The organism is Pseudoalteromonas obscura (genome assembly GCF_030135505.1).
Taxonomy (GTDB): Bacteria; Pseudomonadota; Gammaproteobacteria; order Enterobacterales; family Alteromonadaceae; genus Pseudoalteromonas; species Pseudoalteromonas obscura.
Genome location: NZ_JASJUT010000001.1, coordinates 71,235 through 89,032, shown reverse-complemented (window position 1 = coordinate 89,032; position 17,798 = coordinate 71,235). Strand labels below are relative to the sequence as shown.

Here is a 17,798-nt window from a genome sequence, read left to right as displayed (position 1 = left end):
ATCACAATAACTAACTTGTTGCTACAGATATATTTTTCAATCATTACAGACATAATGGAAAGGATAAAAACGGCCCTATGGGTCGTTTTCTTGAATAAGGAAGAAACACAAAGCAACTGGACATAACATCAGTGCTTTAAAATAAACATTTCTAATGCCGCTATTCTTTTGAGGCATTTGACTAAACACGTTTTGGGGCAAGGAATGAGTTAGCCAAATATCCAATTTGGAGCCTTGCCAAACATTGTAATCAAAAAACTAGTGTTGCGACTGCTAAATTTTTACTTTAGCCTAATATACCGGCTTTACTTCAAAGCACCGTAAAACATTTTACACCTAATTTCCCACTCCTAATTTGCCAGACTAGCCATGTGATCAACCACATGTGGAAATGGCATGGAAAAACTAAAACAACAACTGATTGGCCATGTTAGAGACCATCCATAGGGTCAATTTCGACGGTGGCGAACCGCCGAAATATGTTTGGCGAGACAAGAAAGAAATCAACCTCGAAACCGTAAACGTGATTCGAGAATCGGCCCGTATGGTGCCCGTTTCCAAGGATTATGTGTACAAAACATTGGGTATTCCAGAGCCCCAAAAAGGCGAAGAACTTCTAGAAATCAAAGACGATGGACAAGGCATCGCAAGTGCGCCAAAACAAGACTTTTCAAGCGACAAACAGGGCGCTGATATCCCTAATTTTGACGAGTTTGACCAAGCAACAGACACCGAAATTAAGAAGATTTTTGAGTTTGCCAAACACGCAAACGACCTAGACGAACTAAAACAAAACATCCTTGATGAGTTCCCAAACATCTCAAATTCAGCCCTAGCAGAAGTCGCTGCAAAGGCACTTGAATTGGAAGTTTTAGAGGGAATGAACGAGGCAAATCAACAGGAGATTTAACCATATGAATGCGATACCTGAAGGCTTTTTAAAAGATGGTAAAGGCAATTTAGTAGCTCTCACGAACGTGAAGCAAACTGACCTGATAAAAGACGAATATGTCAAAAAAGCGATTGAACTTGCAGAGAAACAGCAACAACAACTCGCTGATTTTAAGCAGCAACAAATGGATGAAGCTGACGACTTTTTAGACCTGTTGGCACAAGAACATGGTGTGAATTTGGGTGGTAAAAAAGGCAATTTAACACTGCGATCTTTTGACCATTCGTTGTCTGTAAAAATACAAATTCAAGAACGCATTGAGCTTGGCCCTGAGCTACAAATTGCCAAAGAATTGATAGATGAATGCATTAGTGATTGGACCGAAGGTGGCAATCAAAACATCAAAGCGATCGTCAATAAAGTGTTCTCAACTGACAAGCAAGGCACTATCAATCCGCAGCGTATTTTGAGTCTTCGAAAGCTTGAAATTGATGATGAAACAGGCAAATGGCAAAAGGCCATGGACATCATTGCCGAGTCTGTGAACACAATTGATAGCTGTAGATTTATACGGTTTTACAAGCGCGATGAGCAGGGCGCTGATCAAGCAATTTCTCTAGATATAGCTAAACTCTAATATGTCCGATACCCCTACCATGTATGGCCAACTCGTAAAATTCGACGAGGCCATTTCAAATCTAAAATCAAAAGTTCAAATACCAACTGAGTCATATAAAGATTTACTTGGCCACATTCACGCAAGAGCGTTTACCGTTGCCGGTGCTACCAAAACAGAATTACTAGATGACTTATATAAAGATGTACTTGCTGCGATTGAAAATGGTGAGACGATCACTGATTTTAGAGCGCGCTTTGATAAAACCGTTTCAAAACATGGTTGGTCTTACAATGGAAAACGCGGTTGGCGAACTCAAGTTATTTATCAAAACAATAAAAACACCGCGCGTGCAGCTGGGCGATGGCAACAGCAAGAACGGATAAAACATCGTAGGCCATATCTTTTATATTTAACTGCAGGAGATTCGCGAGTAAGACCGCAACATAATGCGTGGAATTATATTCTTTTACCAATTGAACATAATTTCTGGCACACACATTATCCACCGAACGGTTGGAACTGTAGGTGTAAAGTCGTGAGTATGAGTGACGCTGACATCAAACGCATGGGAATAACTGTTACGCCAGATTCAGCACTTAAGAACTATCAAAAACCATTTACCGAAGTTGATCCAAAAACAGGTGAAGAACTAGAACGTTTACCGGGCATCGACCTCGGTTGGGATTACAATCCTGGTCTTGCATGGTTAGGCGCGGACAAGGCAACAGGCCAAATGCTAGCGAAACTCGATCACCAAATTCGAGAAGTTGCCACGCCAATTTTTAATGCCGCTATAAATGAAGGCAAAGATTATTTTCAATCTCAGGTTTCGACAGTTGCTGCAAAGCAAGCATTAGGAAAACCAGAGTCTGGGACGAAATTGACGCTAGGGCACTTGCATCCAATATTATTTAAAACAGTTTTAGATGTTGCGCCCGAAACCAGAAGCACATTGGTTGTCATTGATGAAGCAATGCTAAAAACTGCGATTCAAATTATCGGGTTTGAGCAAACGACTGAGTTAATGAAGTTGGTCCAAACCCAAGCTAATTCCACATTTAACCAAAGCGTTTTGCAGTTCATAGCCAATGGGATTCAGATCACAATACAAATCGACCCGGATATGAATCGAGTTGTTGAAGTTAAGCTTGTTGACGTTTAAACCGTATTTAAAGTCAGTTTAAAGGGCGTTTAAACATTTTTAAAAATGGCGATTTTTAGTCTAATTCTAAACGTATTATGAGCAGGAATGAGCGCAAAATGATATGGAATGAGCGGGTTTTGTCTAAAAACAAATGTATTTTTTGATTTTGTTAATTCGGCTCGAAATTTTCAGAGGTCCAGTATTTACGGGGCTTTCAGAGGAGTCGAAAGTTGAATTTCATGGTTTGGCTAAATCTAGAAATGAACGACCCCTTACACTTACAATCGTATGTCCGATACCGTCTAGTATTGGACATACCAGAAATATGGCGAACACAGCGCTACAAAAGCAGAGGTGTTATCTTTGATATATAGATAAAAACCTTATTTAACATAACGTAAATTATGGGATATTAAATGTATTCCAATTGATAATTCCCTGATTTTCATTTACCTGTTATTACCTAAACAAATTCAATAACTTGATAGCAAAACGCACAAGGATATTCGATGTTTATTACTTGCTCTTATTTATGGCTTTTTCTGACTCTCTAGGACCAATAACAGGAGTTCTTTTTCGCATTAAGTACAGTATCGTTATAACTAAACTCTATGTTTCAAGGCTACTGGTCACTTCTCTTTTTTGTTGATGTGTATACGAGAAAAGCCTCTTCGAAATAGTTTGCCAACTTAATTCTTAATTGACCTAAACATAGCCCATCTTGAAATATGGAAATCTCGTGTTATACCTACATGGTTGTTCACTAAACAGCAAGGATACCGTTATGGACTATTCAAAAGTTTCGAAAGATCAAGCTATCAAGCTTCAGCAACTCAATGAACGCATCGAGTTGGCTAATATTCCTTCTTCTTCACTTGATGAATCACTCAATGTTGCAACATGGAACATTCGAGATTTTGGTAAATCGCGTCGTTCAGATGATGGGATTTTGTTTATCGCTCAAATTCTCTATCAATTCGACCTGATAGCAATCACCGAAGTTAGAGATGATTTAACTGATTTTAAGCGAGTTTTAAATTTGCTTGGGCCTAATTGGAAATTTGTGATCAATGACTGGCAACCTGATAGAGCTGGAAATCGAGAACGCGTAGCTTTCTTATACGATGAACGAATGGTTACCTTTACTGGTTTGGCAGCTGAAGCTTCTCCAGCAAGGAAAAAAATTGATGGGGACTATTACTCAAGCCAAAGTTGGTGGCGCTCCCCTTACTTTGCAAGCTTTTCAGCTGGCCAATTTGATTTTATCCTAATGGCCATGCATGCCCGTTGGGGAACTACTGATGGTAGAATCGATGAATTAAATGGGTTTGGAAACTGGATAAAAAAACGATGGGAAGACAATGAAGACAAAGTATTTGATAAAGATTTAATTGTCGTTGGAGATTTCAATATTCCGTCTAATGACGACCGTTTTTATCAAGCTTTGACTGTCGAAAGTAAATTGAAAATGCCTGATAGTTTGAAAGGGATAAATGATACTGCAGCAGCACAAGGGACACCTAAAAATTATGATCAAATTTTACATCGCTGTGACCAAGTGAGCTTTTCAGGTAGAGGCGGCGTAGTTGATTTTTCTAAAGACCAATTCATGGAAACAGTATTATTTCCTGAGTTAACTTTCAAACAGGCAACATTTCAACTCAGTGATCACTTTCCCCTTTGGCTACAGATTAAAACAAACAATGATCAAGTTAGGCTCAAAAATATTATAGGTAGCGCCGTCTAGAGTTGAATCCTACAAACCATTTTTCTTTTGATTGGCTGATATCATCCCTACCCTGTGCTCCCAGCCAATCTATGCATTGAAAAATTAATGACTAGATTTAGTCAAAGTAATTTTTGTATTTAATTGTTTTTAACTAGAAAAGTTTGCAATAAAAATTATTTTACAAGTTTAGAGCAGGCCTTTGGTCTAGAAGACTTTAATAAATCACTCAATTTAACATAATAAAAGCACTCTCATAAAGAGTGCTTTTATTTAGAATAAGATTAATGTAATGCGGCACTAAATGGAATGCTCTCACATATTTGTGCTTCTGCTATCAATATCTCTTCCAGTCTCGCATCGATTATATCTTTATCGAAATATTCATAGCCTAATTCAACAAACAAGTTTTTATGTTTCTCTTCTGATTTGGCAATCGCAACATAAAAGTCTTTATCTTTGCCTTCCGGTAATGCTTGCGCGACCAAAGAAAATCGTTCATGTCCTCTGGCTTCAATAACGGCAGCAACAAGTAATCTATCAATTAAAAACTCATCACTACCTTGTCGAAATAAAGAGCGCATCTTTTTGATGTAAGGGTCTTGTTTATCATTTCCAAGTGCTAAACCTCGCTCATTAATAAGTTTAAGCACTTGTTTAAAATGAATCATTTCCTCTATCGCTAAGTCAGCCATCGCTTTTACAAGCTTAGTTCGATCAGGGTAATGCCCCAGCATTGACATGGCCATTCCAGAAGCTTTTTTTTCTGCGGCCGCATGGTCCTGTAAAAATGTTACAAAATCATCCATTACTTTGTGTGTCCACTCGAATGGAGTGTGATACTTCAATTCAAACATAGGTTTTTCTATCTCACTTACTACAACTGCTACATAAAGCAGAACTTTATCTATAATTTAATATCGGACATTAGTTGCAAAAATCATATAAGCTGACATCTTTATCAACTTTGCCAATTCTTGTCGACTCAATCTTTAGTGGATGCTTAATATCATTCCAAGCGGTTACCTTACCTTTTTTATTTAAATGAGGAATATTTACCATTGGCGCAGACATAAACTGTGAAAACGTTTCACAGGACAGGGAATCAGACAAGTTAATTGAGATATGCCCAACTCTTGAATCTTCGAAAAATGTAGAAACTCTCTTTTTATGCCGGTTGTAGCACTCGATTAGGTATTCATCGCAATGAATTTTCTCCTCAGATAGCTCTGGAAAAACGTTGAAATAGCAACGCTTTAGAGTATCGTTAAATCCGCCACTTTGATTTGCTAATTTAGGAAGCATTCTTAGTAACAGGCGACGAATGGAAGGGATCCATAGCTCATGTTCACGCTCCAAATAGATATATTTGGCATCAGGAAACTTCTCATGTAGCTGTGTGTAATCGTTAAAAACTGGGGTGTCTGCAATAAATTCAGCTGTTTGCAAGGTGTGCTGTGTATATGCCGTATGTGCCGTTTTAAGCCCAATATCAAGACTCGCGACACATAGGCTCGTCGTTCCGGTCCTGGGTAGACCTAAAACGAAATATTTCTTGTTCATATTATGTATAAATATGCGTTCATTAACGCCATTCCAATTAAGGATAAGAATGTACAGCCCATACCGACGACTCTCATTTTTATATTAGCTTTGGCTAAGGCCTGAGCATGTAAAATTCTTCCAACTAGAAATAGCGCAGCAAAAGGGATCAATATTGCTTCGCTAATCAACTGGTATTCAAGTATAAAAATTAAAATAACGGCAAGTGGTGTGTACTCAATAAAATTTGCATGTGCTCTAATACGAGCCTGCAAATCTTTATGCCCAGCATCACCTAAGCCAACTTGGTGACCCTTCCTCAATTTTATTACATCGAGGCTGAGCTTGATATAGAAAAGTGTACAAATTGCAGCAAACAATCCGCTGAACATAATAAAGTCCCCTATTCCTTTTTATACCGAACAGTATACGTTGTTTTTAAGGGACTTTAAAAGAGTCGATTAATCAATGTAATAAACAGCGTAGACCTCAGCGGTTAGCTTGGTATCTCCGGTGCTATACGCATCTTGCAAGCTCATAGATTCTGCCGCCATAACTTTGCCCCTTGCGTAAGGTTGAGTAGGCGTATTCATCGGCGAAAAAGACACTGAGTAGAGTCCCCCTACTTTCACTCCAAACCCTTCTGCCAGCTCTCGTGCACCGAGTTGTGCTTGCTTAATCGCAGTTTGATTGAGTTCTTTCATGATTTCGGCTTTGTCTTCTACAACAAACTGAGTATTGTTGAACTGGTTGATACCACTATCAACGAATGCCTGTAGTAACTCAGGGTATCTGTCGATGTTTTTTAACTTCAAAGTAATGTTTCTCGAAACTTTAAAGCCAGTAAACTCTTCCTCATTAGTACTTCTATTGAACCTAGTTTGCTTATATACGTTGAGTTGTTCCGCATGAATATGATTACTTTTCACACCAAAGCTCTTTGCTATATTTAACGCTTTGGCGACAACACGGTCGACATTTGATTTTGCATCTTTAAGATTTTTGCTTTTTTCGTTTATCGCCACATTGATAATTGCAGTATCCGGCTGTACCGAAACTTCTGAATAGCCTTTCACATATAAATGGGGAGTATTAGGAATACTTCCCGCAGCGGCAGAGGTACTTAATAAAACTGAGAAAACAGCTGTGAGTAAACGCATAAACTCTCCAAAATTCTTGAATTTGATGTTGGTAACGGACTTATTGAACCATATTAAAATTAATCATTACTGAATACTATATTTCATACTTGAATGAACAGTACATTTCAATTGGCCTTTTTGCACTATGAGTGCCCCGTTCGGGCTAACCTACTCAGTATCACAAGCAAATTAGGCACTTAATTTTTAACGATTTTCAGTATTGAGCGTAGAAATTGTTCACGATATAAACTAGCCTAATATGAGTAGACTTAACTCTCTCCGGTTAATTAAATTGCTTATGGGTAAACGGCTTATAGTATTTTACACCTTTTGGGTGATAGTAACCGCGGCCCCTTCTATCTGTTATGGGAATATTCCTGTACTGTCAAATCAATATTCAGTCAAAAAGCTAACTGCTGAAGATGGCTTTGTGTCTTCAGAAATCTACTCAATTATCCAAGACCAACAAGGGTTGCTTTGGTTCGGAACGGCTGAGAATGGCGTAATGCGCTATGATGGAAGAAAAGTCACACTGTTTGAATTTGATAGTGAGACTATGAACGGTTTATCCCACAATGATGCGGGTAACTTGATGCTAGATCGCAATGGAGATATTTGGATTGGTACCTGGGGAGGTGGCGCAAATAGATATGACCCAAAAACGGGCCAATTTGAAAACTTTATTCATGATTCCAAAAGGCCCGATTCGATTTCTGCGAACAGGATACAGTCATTACTACACGACTTAGATGGATCAATATGGCTAGGATCTTATGACAATGGCTTGAGTAGGTATTTAGGTGGCGATAAATTTGCACACATAAAGAAATCAACAAATACTTCAGAGGGTTTATCACACAATCGTATTTGGGATATTGAAAATCACGGGATACAGAGTCTTTGGATTGCAACAAGCTATGGGCTGAATCTATACAACAAAGAAAATAACACTTACCGCTACTATTTCCCAGACCCTAAAAATAGCACGCCAACTGGCGCCAATGAAATACGGCATGTAATAAAGTCCTCGAAGGGGCACATTTATGTTGGCACCCAACAAGGCCCCTTTATTCTAGATCATGAAAGCGGAACATTTTCAGAGATTGGCGTTACAAACGGCAAGCATCTCGGTCAAGTCAACTCGATGATAGAAGATCACGAAGGTTACATCTGGTTTATCACAAGCAGAGGAGCTTTTAGACTCTCTCAGAGCGATGGGCAGTTAGTTCAGCTAGATTTAGAACACAACAGTGGACTTCGAATTATATTCGAAGACAATGCAAATACAATCTGGATAACAAACGAACTTCAAGGGATTTTTAAACTTGTGCCTCACCGCAAGTTTAAGTCCATTGATAACCCTGAGTTAACAACTCCAAATGGAATTACCGTTAACCATGAAGGAGATATTCTTGTTGCAAATTCTAAATCTGAACTGTTTAAGTGGGATGTCACATCTCAGACTTTAGATATGTTAATTCCCGCAGTGTTTACTTCCGAAAAAGGCTTTAGTGAAAACCGCTTATTAGAGCGACCTGTTTTGTATTTAGATCAAGCGAACACACTATGGATGGCTCAGGATGAAGGTTTAGCGAAAATTAACTTAGAGACCAAAAAAAGCGAAATCATTACCTACCCAAAAACAGCTAAGAATCACGAACAATTTCGCGAGATCAGAGCTTTATGCGTCGATAATCAGGGAATGCTGTGGATTGGCACGTACAAAAATGGGGTCTATTTGTACGATTATGCGAAAAAGACTTTTAAGCATATGGGTACTTCATTTGGCTTATCTCACTTGGAAGTGCTTACGATCTATCAGGACAATTCCAATAATATTTGGGTTGGCACCGGGAATGGTGTAAACCGTTGGATTGAAGACAGAAAAGAGTTTCAATCATTTGTAAACAGTCCCTATCAGCCCAACAGCTTACTAGGCAGTATTGTTCAAGATATCTATGAAACCAAAGATGGGAGTATATGGGTAGCCACGCAACAAGGGCTCAATTTATACCAAGCAGATCAAGATAACTTTACTCACTTTAACATGCAAAACGGATTGCCAAGCAACCTAATAAGAGCGATATCGGATGATCGACAAGGCAATTTGTGGTTAACCACTAACAAAGGCGTTACTAAGTTTTCTCCTTCCTCTGGGCAAGTCATCAATTTCGATAGCCGAAACGGATTGCTCGGTTTAAATTACTATCCAAGTAGCCTTATCAAAGGAAAAAGTGACACATTATTCACAAACAGCCAGCGTGGTGTAGAGTATTTTAGCACGTTAGTTCAACAATCTACTCGTAGCGATCCCGGTATTGTACTCACCGGATTTAACAAGATGGGGCTACCAATAAACTTAGATACCCCCTATTCCTATGTTAAAGACATTCATGTTTCATACCTCGACTTCATTTTCTCTTTTGAGTTTTCTGTGCTGGACTTTCTTTCACCTAATAAGAATCAATATGCGTATAAACTAGAAGGTTATGACGACAACTGGATAGAAATAGGTAATCGAAATACGGCGTCGTTTACGAATCTAGATGGTGGAACCTACAGATTTCAAGTGAAAGCGACCAACAGCAACGGTGAATGGGGCTCCAAAACTTTATCAATTAATGTGCATGTGTCCCCTCCACCTTGGAAAACGTGGTGGGCCTATTCTCTTTATGTATTGTTGGTCGCCAGTAGTATTTTTACAGTCATATATTTACGTACCAAACTACAAAAAGCAGAAATCAGTAGACAAAAACAATTCGTCGTTCAGCTAGAGAAACAAGTGTCCGAGAAAACGGCTTCATTGGAAACTCAGGCAAGAAGGCTCGAGGAAGCATTGAAGAAAGCTGAGGAAGCAACACGTCTTAAGTCTGAATTTCTCGCTAATATGAGCCACGAAATACGAACGCCTATGAACGGAGTGATAGGTATGCTTGAGTTACTTAAAAAGAGCGGTTTAACTTCTACTCAAGCCCATTCCGTGAATATTGCTAGTACTAGTGCCCACTCATTGCTTTCGTTAATTAACGATATATTGGACTTTTCAAAGATAGAGGCAGACAAACTCGAGTTAGAGTATGTTGATTTTGATCTTCGACAGTTACTTGAAAATTTATCGGAGTCGATGGCATTATCAGCTCAGACAAAAGGAGTGAGCATCATTTTGGATTTTGCTGATCTCGACAGCGCAATTGTAAAGTCGGATCCTGGGCGAATAAGGCAAATTATTACCAACATAGTCAGCAATGCAATCAAGTTTACCGATCAAGGCGAAATAGTGCTATCCGCAAGGCTTGAGCCAGATGGAAAAAAACAAGGTTATATTTTCACATGTAAAATCCAAGATACCGGCATTGGGATCCCCGAAGAAAAGTTAACTACATTGTTCGATTCATTTATACAAGTGGACGCTTCCACAACAAGGAAGTATGGCGGCACAGGCCTTGGATTAAGTATTACTAAAAATTTATGCCAGTTGCTTAATGGTGACGTCAAAGTCTCTAGCACTGTTGGGGTTGGAAGTTGCTTTGAAGTAACTTGTGTCGTATCCAAAAGTGATGAACTAGGCCCACCAACAGTGACTTTATCTGGCTACAACATAACAGCCTTGCTTGTCGATTCTATCGCATCTAGTAACAAAGCAATTCGCAAGCAAATGGAGGTTTGGGGTGTCACAGTTTTTGACGCAACCAACGCCGACCAAGCACTGCGCTTAATCTCTAAGCGACAAATTGATATTGTTTTTTTTAACAAATCTTTACCTAGTATGGATGGTGAATTGCTGGCTAAAGAAATAAGAAAGCATGAGCAAAATAACAATGTTAAATTAGTTATGATGACGCTTTTAAAAGAACAGTACACAGCTATTGAATCTTGCACAGTAAAACTAGACGGTTATTTTTCTAAGCCAACCACTAAGCAGGATCTGCTTAATGCATTGTCAACTATTTGTGTTGATATTAGGCATTATTTAGATAAACCAAAGACCACAGAAGAAAGTAACAAGGGTGGCAACAATCAAGGAAGTTGGGTTGCAAACACCAAGATCTTGCTTGTAGAGGATAACAAAGTAAATCAAATGGTCGCTATGCGCATTTTAGATAGCATCGGATTGATGGTCGATATTGCAGAAAATGGACTTGAAGCACTTGAAAAAATTAAAGCTGCGGAAAGTGAACAACCCTATACGGTGATATTAATGGACTGTCAAATGCCTAAAATGGACGGTTACGAAACAACAAAAAATATAAGGGCGGCCAATGCAGGAGCAAAACAATCGAATATACCTATCATTGCGATGACTGCAAATGCTATGCAAGGTGATAGACAAAAATGCCTTGATGCAGGTATGGATGACTACATAACTAAACCTATTGAAACAGACAAGGTAATAGAGAAGCTTGAATATTGGGTCAACAACACCGGCAATCGTTCTGTCTGAATTTCCTATTCCAACATTTGAAGCGGTCAAATTATTTGACTAAAATGCATACACAACGATAAATGGGCCTGACGGCCCATTTATAAATCAGTGTTCTACATTATTTGTAGTTAACTTGGTCAATAACTAGGTTGATGTCATTTTCACCAGTAACTTCCCAAATAGTAACCTGCTCTGTGGTACCTGCTGGGTTTTGGCAAGAAACGGTTTGCCTAAATACACGACCGTTATAGTTGTATACTTCATTATTTAAAGCATAGTGATTGGTGTGGAATAGTGGTGTTGAGTCATAGCCATTGAATACTTTAGAAACTAAACCGTCGTTAATTTGAGAGGTACAGAAACCGTCTTCAGTTCCATTGTTCACTAGAATTGATGACGTATAGCTAAGTTGCTCGTACCAACCTGCGCCACCACAGTGCGAAGATTGGCCGCCACAAGCTGGAGACTGCCATTCGCCAACGCCAGTCAAAGTCGCATCCCAAGTGATTTTTGGTACCGCTGGGATTTTATGTTTTACAGTAAAGCTTTCCCCAGCTTCTGATTCACAACTTAGAGATAGAACACGAGTACGCTGTAGCTGAGCTTCAGTAAATTGGCCTTGTAATACGATTCTATCGATGTGCCAAGTATTGTGTCCAGCTGGCGCTATCGCTACATTTGCGATGAACTCGCCCGAAACTTCATCATATACAGCACCAGTTGAGCATGAACCATATGTATCAGCACGAAATGCCCAAGCGCCAAAAGTACGAGAATGGTCAGAGTCAGTTACGATACGGTCCATAAATCCACCCGTATACTTAGACTCACGGTCATAACCATCTACGTCATTAACAGTAACGCTTGCGACAGCGTTGTTCATTGCAACTAAAGATACTACAGCAGCGAGAAGTTTAATTTTCATTTTGATCCCTTTTTTACTTTGGTTGAATTAAAACTTACTTTCTAAATGAAAGGTAAATAAAGCATTTTTAACGGAGCCAATAAAAGTTTTTTATTTGCACCCGTCGTATTTCTCGCAACATAAGTTAGGGATTAAATTTGGGCTTGTAAATGCATTAAAATTCGTCATTCACGTATAAAAAAGAAGATGTTTATAATACATATAAGGATGGTGAAACTAAAAAACAACTGTACAAAAAGTGTAGAACTTGGGCTGAAAACAACTTAAAACCCTACATTTCAAAAACTTAAAAAACAAATAAGAACTCAATATGGTAAATTAATAGTGAGGCAATACTAATGAAAGTGTGGCGAACTGAAATTAATCATAATGGAATATAACTAAGGAACTAAATCACATTAAAACAACAATGCAAAATAATAATACCATTTATAATTAAGCAATGTGATTTGATAACCTTTATTTCGAATACAAGTCACATTTTTGTTAGAGATTTTAGATTTAGTAAGGCTAATTTTTAATATTAAATGCGGATTTGAGTGAATTACTAATAAACACTTCCTCTTGCGGTAAGAATAAATTTGCATGAGCTTGAATGATCAAATCTTGAATCGTTCGCTTTTGCAATGTTCTTTCGAATAAGTCCACTGCTGCTCGGCCTGTTCGAGAATCAGAGCAGGCAATATATCCAAAAATAGTTGCGGTAGTATCTCCAATTGCATGAAAAGATATGTCTTTAAGTACCTCCTCTGAAGGGAAATCGGTCACAAATACTGAACTGTATTCAATAATACCGTCAAGCCTGCCTTGTACCAACATCTGTCGTAATCGAAATGCACTGTCATTACCTTCACTTATAAACATTCTGTCCGTGTTAGCTTTAATAAAATCATCAATTTCTAACCCATACGAACGACCCTGTGTCACACCAATTCTCAGCCCCATGGACAAGGCATCTTTTAGAGAAACTTCGATTGAAACAAATTTCTTGTTCCTCAAAATCAATCTGTTTGAAGGGAACGCCATTAGAGGAAAAGACACAAATACACCCATCGCCTCTCGTTGTGGTGTTTTTACTTTATTGTACAAACACACGTTTTCTTGATTTTGCAATTCTCTCCATTCGCGCTCCCTGCTCGCCGGGACAAAATCAATTTTCATATCATTTTTTAGATTACGTGTAATGATGAGCAACAGTTGGGTCGCTAGATCTCCAGGTGCTTCACCAAAAGAAGGATTATAGTCTGAAACAATCTCGATTTTTATTGGGTTGGCAAAGCCGAAAAAAGACAAAAATACAATTACAACAAACGCAAATTTAGACAGCATATCTACTCCTACTGTATGCAGTCCTTGCGAAAAGTTATCTCTTGAGTATAGCTTTTATAAATTAGTTTTCTATGTAAAGAAGAAAAAACGGATTTCTTAAAACAACCAATCAATAACAAGCAGACAATAGAACGAATAGATTTCTGTTTTGAACGGGTGTTGGTTGCCGCTGCTTTTTAATGGCCTTACTGTAAGATTGTGTGCACGGGTGGGTATGTCATCTCTTTCAATAACAACTTGCACTTTAACCCTGAAAAAAGAGATTGACGGCCTACTTTGATAAAAAACGCCATAACCAAATATTTTGGTTATGGCGCTATATTTTTATTAAAACGTTTTAGACTAGATGCTACAACGTTTGTAGTTTCGATATTCGGGCATCCAATAGTTTTTGTCTATCGCAGCCCAAATTCGCTCATCAGGCATATCTAAAGTGACACCCTCTTCCATTGCTTTTTTGGCTACGGCAAAAGCTATACGCTTACTTAGTTGCTCAATTTCAACCAATGAAGGTAATAGGCTTCCTTTACCTGTATTTGCCCAAGGAGACGACTCAGCAAGTGTTTCACTGGCAACCATGAGCATAGACTCTGTGATACGAGATGCTTTCGCAGCTAAAACACCTAAACCAATACCTGGGAAGATATAACTATTGTTACATTGCGGTATAACATGTGTTTTACCTGCAAATTCTACTGGCTCAAACGGGCTGCCAGTCGCAACGATTGCATTACCTTCAGTCCATTCAATCACGTCTCTTGGATGCGCCTCAACTTGGCGAGATGGATTACTTAGAGGGAAAATAATAGGTTGTGAGCAACCTGAGTGCATCGCTTTTATAACTTGCTCAGTAAATAGTCCTGGTTGTCCAGATACACCGATTAGAATATCAGGTTGAGCACAATGCATAACATCCAAAAGAGATGCAAATTCACCACTGTAGTTCCAGCTTTCTAAGTTACTTGAAGACTGCACTAACGCAGCTTGGAAATCTCTTAACCCTTCCATACCTTCAGTAAGTAAGCCGAATCTGTCGACCATAAATACTTGGCTACGAGCTTGTTCATCCGAGATACCTTCTGAAACCATTTGTGCAATGATTTGCTCTGCAATACCACAACCTGCTGAGCCTGCACCCACAAAGACCACTTTCTGCTCAGATAGCTTAGAACCTTTAACGCGACAAGCGGCTAACAATGATCCCACAGTAACAGACGCAGTACCTTGAATGTCATCATTGAAACAACAGATTTCATCTCGGTATCGTTTTAAAAGTGGCATAGCATTTGGCTGTGCGAAATCTTCAAACTGTAGCAACACATTTGGCCAACGGCGTTTTACGGCTTTTATAAATAGATCTAAAAACTCGTCGTATTCTTCTTGGCTAATACGCTTGTGTCTCGCGCCCATATACATTGGATCGTTCAGCAGTTTTTCGTTATTTGTGCCGACATCTAACATGACAGGTAACGTGTATGCTGGGCTGATACCGCCACATACAGTGTAAAGCGCAAGTTTACCAATTGGGATCCCCATTCCGCCAATGCCCTGATCTCCAAGACCAAGAATACGCTCACCATCAGTAACAACGATAACTTTTACCTTGCCTTTTGTAGCATTACGTAAGATATCATCTATATTGTGGCGGTCTTCGTACGAAATAAACAGACCACGTGAACTACGATAGATATCAGAAAACTTTTCACATGCATCACCAACAGTAGGAGTGTAGATGATAGGCATCATTTCTTCTAAGTGATCTCTTACTAAGCGGTAGTAAAGCGTTTCATTGTTATCTTGAATAGCTCGTAAATAAATATGTTTGTTGAGGTTGTCTTTAAAACTTGAAAACTGTTGATAACAACGCTCTACCTGCTCCTCAATGGTTTCATAACGAGGAGGAACTAAACCTGCTAGGTTAAAGTTTTCACGCTCACGCTGGCTGAATGCACTTCCCTTGTTTAGAAGGGGCGTTTCTAATAACGTTGGGCCAGAATATGGGATGTAGAGGTAATTAGGATCGGTTTGTTTAGTCATATTTACAAGCTGTGACTCTTAATTTTTTGATATAAGGGATCATTATTGTCTAAGTACACAAATTTTCAATATATTTAATGCACATCAGACCAATAAAACGACCCTGTAAACGGGTGAGTGATCCGTAAACAGGGTCGTACATTATAACTGAATAATCTGTAATATCCTACGTTTACTCGCTAGATTCTCCAAGAGCGACGCCCTCTCTTCTTGGGTCAGCTCCACCAAATAAAAGTCCTTCTTTTATTTCTATTGCGTGAATACCAGAATTTAGATCTGAAATACGCACAACGTGCCCTTTTGACTCAAGCCAAGGCTTTATCGCTTTTAAGTCCGTACCTTTTTCAAGCGTGGTGTACTTATTTCTGTTTGTCACGCGAGGAAGGTTAATCGCTTGCTGTGGCGTTAGCCCCCAATCGAGCACTCCTATGATTGTTTGAGCTACATAATTAATGATACGACTGCCGCCTGGTGAGCCCACCACAAGCTTCAAGCTACCATCTTTGTTAAATACCATGACAGGTGCCATGGAGCTACGAGGTCGTTTATTCGGCTCAACCCTATTGGCAACCCATTTGTCACCAATTTTTGGTGACAAAGAAAAATCAGTTAACTGATTATTCAGCAAGTAGCCATTAACCATAACAGTTGACCCAAAACCCATTTCAATTGAGCTTGTCATAGATACAGCATTGCCCTTTCTATCGATAATTGAAAGGTGCGTTGTAGAAGGTAACTCATAGCTATCATCTTGTGCATAGGACAGCTTGCCCATAGACGGATCACCCACAGGAAAGCTCTGATTGTCTCTTTCACCAATGAGTTGGGCTCGAGATTTAAGATAAACCGGATTTAATAAGCCTTGTGTCGGAACATCTACAAAGTCTGGATCTGCAATGTAAAAATTTCTATCCGCAAAGGCAAGGCGAGATGCCTGAGTAAATAGGTGGATCGCTTGGGGTTCGTTTGGTTTGTATTGTGCTAGCTTTTTTCCCTCAAGCAATTTTAGAATTTGTAAAACCGTCAAACCACCGCTACTTGGCGGTGCCATAGAGCACACTTTATAGCCGTGATAAGAAGTACAAACAGGGTGACGCTCTTTACTCTGGTAATTTTCTAAATCAGTTAAAGACAGATGGCCTGGTGCAATTTTTGAGTTTTGGACAGCTTTGACCATATCTTCGGCGTATTTCCCTTCATAGAAGGCCTTTGGGCCATACTCAGCTATTTCCTTATACAACTTTGCCAGTTGTGGATTTTTTACAACAGTGCCAATCGCTAAGGGTTTACCATTAGGGTAAAAATACTCTTTTGCAGGGGAAAGTTTTGTTAAACCGGGGTTGAACTCTTTTTTGAGGAGCATATGCAACCGTGGCGATACCTTAAAACCTTTGTTGGCAAGCTCAATTGCTGGCTTAAATAATTGGCGCCACTTTAAAACCCCATATTTGTCGTGCGCTTGTTTCATCGCATGTATAATGCCAGGTACTCCAACAGATCGGCCACCGACAACAGCTTCAATCCACCTAACAGGTTTACCTTCTTTATCTAAAAATAACTTATGATTTGCCTTTTTAGGTGCTGTTTCACGGCCATCGAATGTAGTTAGATAATCATTACTTTTGTCGTAATGAAGGATGAAGGCTCCGCCACCAATACCTGAAGATTGAGGTTCCACCAATGTAAGGACTAGTTGAGCAGCGATTGCTGCATCGATTGCGCTACCGCCTTGTTGTAACATGATCTGTCCAGCTTTACTTGCATGCGGGTTAGCTGCAACCACCATGTATTTTTCTGAGATTTTATCTTTCTTCTCTGTAAAACCGGTTGCAGCCTCAGGTTCGCGCGCTTCTCGCTTTTTAGGGTCTGCTTGTTCTGCAGCAACAGGTAAGCTAGATGCAAATATTAACGCAATTAATGAGTGCTTAAAATTCAATGTATTCATTATTTCTTTTCAATCTTCGTTGGCATCATAAAAGTTAACAGGCACAATATACAAAAATACCTTTATTATTGTAG

General features: G+C 39.1%; 13 protein-coding genes. 5 read left to right on the top strand and 8 right to left on the bottom strand.

All coding sequences use genetic code 11. The annotated features are described in order from the left end of the window. Positions 1-427: 427 nt before the first annotated feature. From QNM18_RS00395 to QNM18_RS00380, 4 genes are all read left to right on the top strand, one after another. On the top strand, positions 428-910 hold the full coding sequence (locus QNM18_RS00395; RefSeq protein WP_284135976.1) for a hypothetical protein: 483 nt from the start codon (positions 428-430) through the stop codon (positions 908-910). 4 nt (positions 911-914) lie between these two features. Further along, positions 915-1,529, top strand: a complete 615-nt coding sequence (locus tag QNM18_RS00390) for a DUF3164 family protein (protein ID WP_284135975.1) — start codon at positions 915-917, stop codon at positions 1,527-1,529. 1 nt (position 1,530) lies between these two features. Continuing rightward, complete coding sequence (locus tag QNM18_RS00385; protein ID WP_284135974.1) at positions 1,531-2,673, top strand: phage head morphogenesis protein; 1,143 nt, start codon at positions 1,531-1,533, stop codon at positions 2,671-2,673. 766 nt (positions 2,674-3,439) lie between these two features. Next, on the top strand, positions 3,440-4,402 hold the full coding sequence (locus tag QNM18_RS00380) for an endonuclease/exonuclease/phosphatase family protein (RefSeq protein WP_284135973.1): 963 nt from the start codon (positions 3,440-3,442) through the stop codon (positions 4,400-4,402). Between the two features lie 263 nt (positions 4,403-4,665). Here QNM18_RS00380 and QNM18_RS00375 read toward each other — a convergent pair whose 3' ends face one another. From QNM18_RS00375 to QNM18_RS00360, 4 genes are all read right to left on the bottom strand, one after another. Further along, positions 4,666-5,238 (bottom strand): MiaE family protein, encoded by a 573-nt coding sequence (locus QNM18_RS00375; RefSeq protein WP_023397553.1) that lies wholly within the window; start codon positions 5,236-5,238, stop codon positions 4,666-4,668. 70 nt (positions 5,239-5,308) lie between these two features. Then, positions 5,309-5,944 carry a sulfotransferase gene (locus QNM18_RS00370; protein WP_211009955.1) on the bottom strand — a complete coding sequence of 212 codons (636 nt, stop codon included), beginning with the start codon at positions 5,942-5,944 and terminating at the stop codon, positions 5,309-5,311. Continuing rightward, positions 5,941-6,315, bottom strand: a complete 375-nt coding sequence (locus tag QNM18_RS00365; protein WP_211009956.1) for an MAPEG family protein — start codon at positions 6,313-6,315, stop codon at positions 5,941-5,943. Before QNM18_RS00365 ends, QNM18_RS00370 begins: the two co-directional genes overlap by 4 nt. A 69-nt stretch (positions 6,316-6,384) precedes the next feature. Then, positions 6,385-7,083: an SIMPL domain-containing protein gene (locus tag QNM18_RS00360; RefSeq protein ID WP_284135972.1), complete on the bottom strand. Its 699-nt coding sequence runs from the start codon at positions 7,081-7,083 to the stop codon at positions 6,385-6,387. Positions 7,084-7,363: 280 nt separating this feature from the next. On the opposite strand from QNM18_RS00360, the gene QNM18_RS00355 reads away from it, so the two are divergent. Then, positions 7,364-11,506 (top strand): hybrid sensor histidine kinase/response regulator, encoded by a 4,143-nt coding sequence (locus tag QNM18_RS00355; RefSeq protein ID WP_284135971.1) that lies wholly within the window; start codon positions 7,364-7,366, stop codon positions 11,504-11,506. Between the two features lie 100 nt (positions 11,507-11,606). Here QNM18_RS00355 and QNM18_RS00350 read toward each other — a convergent pair whose 3' ends face one another. The 4 genes from QNM18_RS00350 to ggt all read right to left on the bottom strand — a co-directional run bounded on the left by QNM18_RS00350 (position 11,607) and on the right by ggt (position 17,715). Continuing rightward, a complete protein-coding gene (locus QNM18_RS00350) occupies positions 11,607-12,413 on the bottom strand; it encodes a hypothetical protein (protein WP_284135970.1) in 807 nt (268 codons plus the stop codon). A 510-nt stretch (positions 12,414-12,923) separates the two neighbouring features. After that, positions 12,924-13,742 (bottom strand): ABC transporter substrate-binding protein, encoded by an 819-nt coding sequence (locus tag QNM18_RS00345; RefSeq protein ID WP_284135969.1) that lies wholly within the window; start codon positions 13,740-13,742, stop codon positions 12,924-12,926. A gap of 342 nt (positions 13,743-14,084) precedes the next feature. Then, a complete protein-coding gene (locus QNM18_RS00340) occupies positions 14,085-15,779 on the bottom strand; it encodes an NAD-dependent malic enzyme (RefSeq protein WP_284135968.1) in 1,695 nt (564 codons plus the stop codon). 172 nt (positions 15,780-15,951) lie between these two features. Next, on the bottom strand, positions 15,952-17,715 hold the full coding sequence (gene ggt, locus QNM18_RS00335; RefSeq protein WP_284136463.1) for a gamma-glutamyltransferase: 1,764 nt from the start codon (positions 17,713-17,715) through the stop codon (positions 15,952-15,954). Between the last annotated feature and the right edge of the window lie 83 nt (positions 17,716-17,798).

Coding starts and splice junctions, on each gene's coding strand:
- QNM18_RS00395 (WP_284135976.1), top strand. CDS start 428: ATGTTAGAGACCATCCATAGGGTCAATTTCGACGGTGGCGAACCGCCG.
- QNM18_RS00390 (WP_284135975.1), top strand. CDS start 915: ATGAATGCGATACCTGAAGGCTTTTTAAAAGATGGTAAAGGCAATTTA.
- QNM18_RS00385 (WP_284135974.1), top strand. CDS start 1,531: ATGTCCGATACCCCTACCATGTATGGCCAACTCGTAAAATTCGACGAG.
- QNM18_RS00380 (WP_284135973.1), top strand. CDS start 3,440: ATGGACTATTCAAAAGTTTCGAAAGATCAAGCTATCAAGCTTCAGCAA.
- QNM18_RS00375 (WP_023397553.1), bottom strand. CDS start 5,238: ATGTTTGAATTGAAGTATCACACTCCATTCGAGTGGACACACAAAGTA.
- QNM18_RS00370 (WP_211009955.1), bottom strand. CDS start 5,944: ATGAACAAGAAATATTTCGTTTTAGGTCTACCCAGGACCGGAACGACG.
- QNM18_RS00365 (WP_211009956.1), bottom strand. CDS start 6,315: ATGTTCAGCGGATTGTTTGCTGCAATTTGTACACTTTTCTATATCAAG.
- QNM18_RS00360 (WP_284135972.1), bottom strand. CDS start 7,083: ATGCGTTTACTCACAGCTGTTTTCTCAGTTTTATTAAGTACCTCTGCC.
- QNM18_RS00355 (WP_284135971.1), top strand. CDS start 7,364: ATGGGTAAACGGCTTATAGTATTTTACACCTTTTGGGTGATAGTAACC.
- QNM18_RS00350 (WP_284135970.1), bottom strand. CDS start 12,413: ATGAAAATTAAACTTCTCGCTGCTGTAGTATCTTTAGTTGCAATGAAC.
- QNM18_RS00345 (WP_284135969.1), bottom strand. CDS start 13,742: ATGCTGTCTAAATTTGCGTTTGTTGTAATTGTATTTTTGTCTTTTTTC.
- QNM18_RS00340 (WP_284135968.1), bottom strand. CDS start 15,779: ATGACTAAACAAACCGATCCTAATTACCTCTACATCCCATATTCTGGC.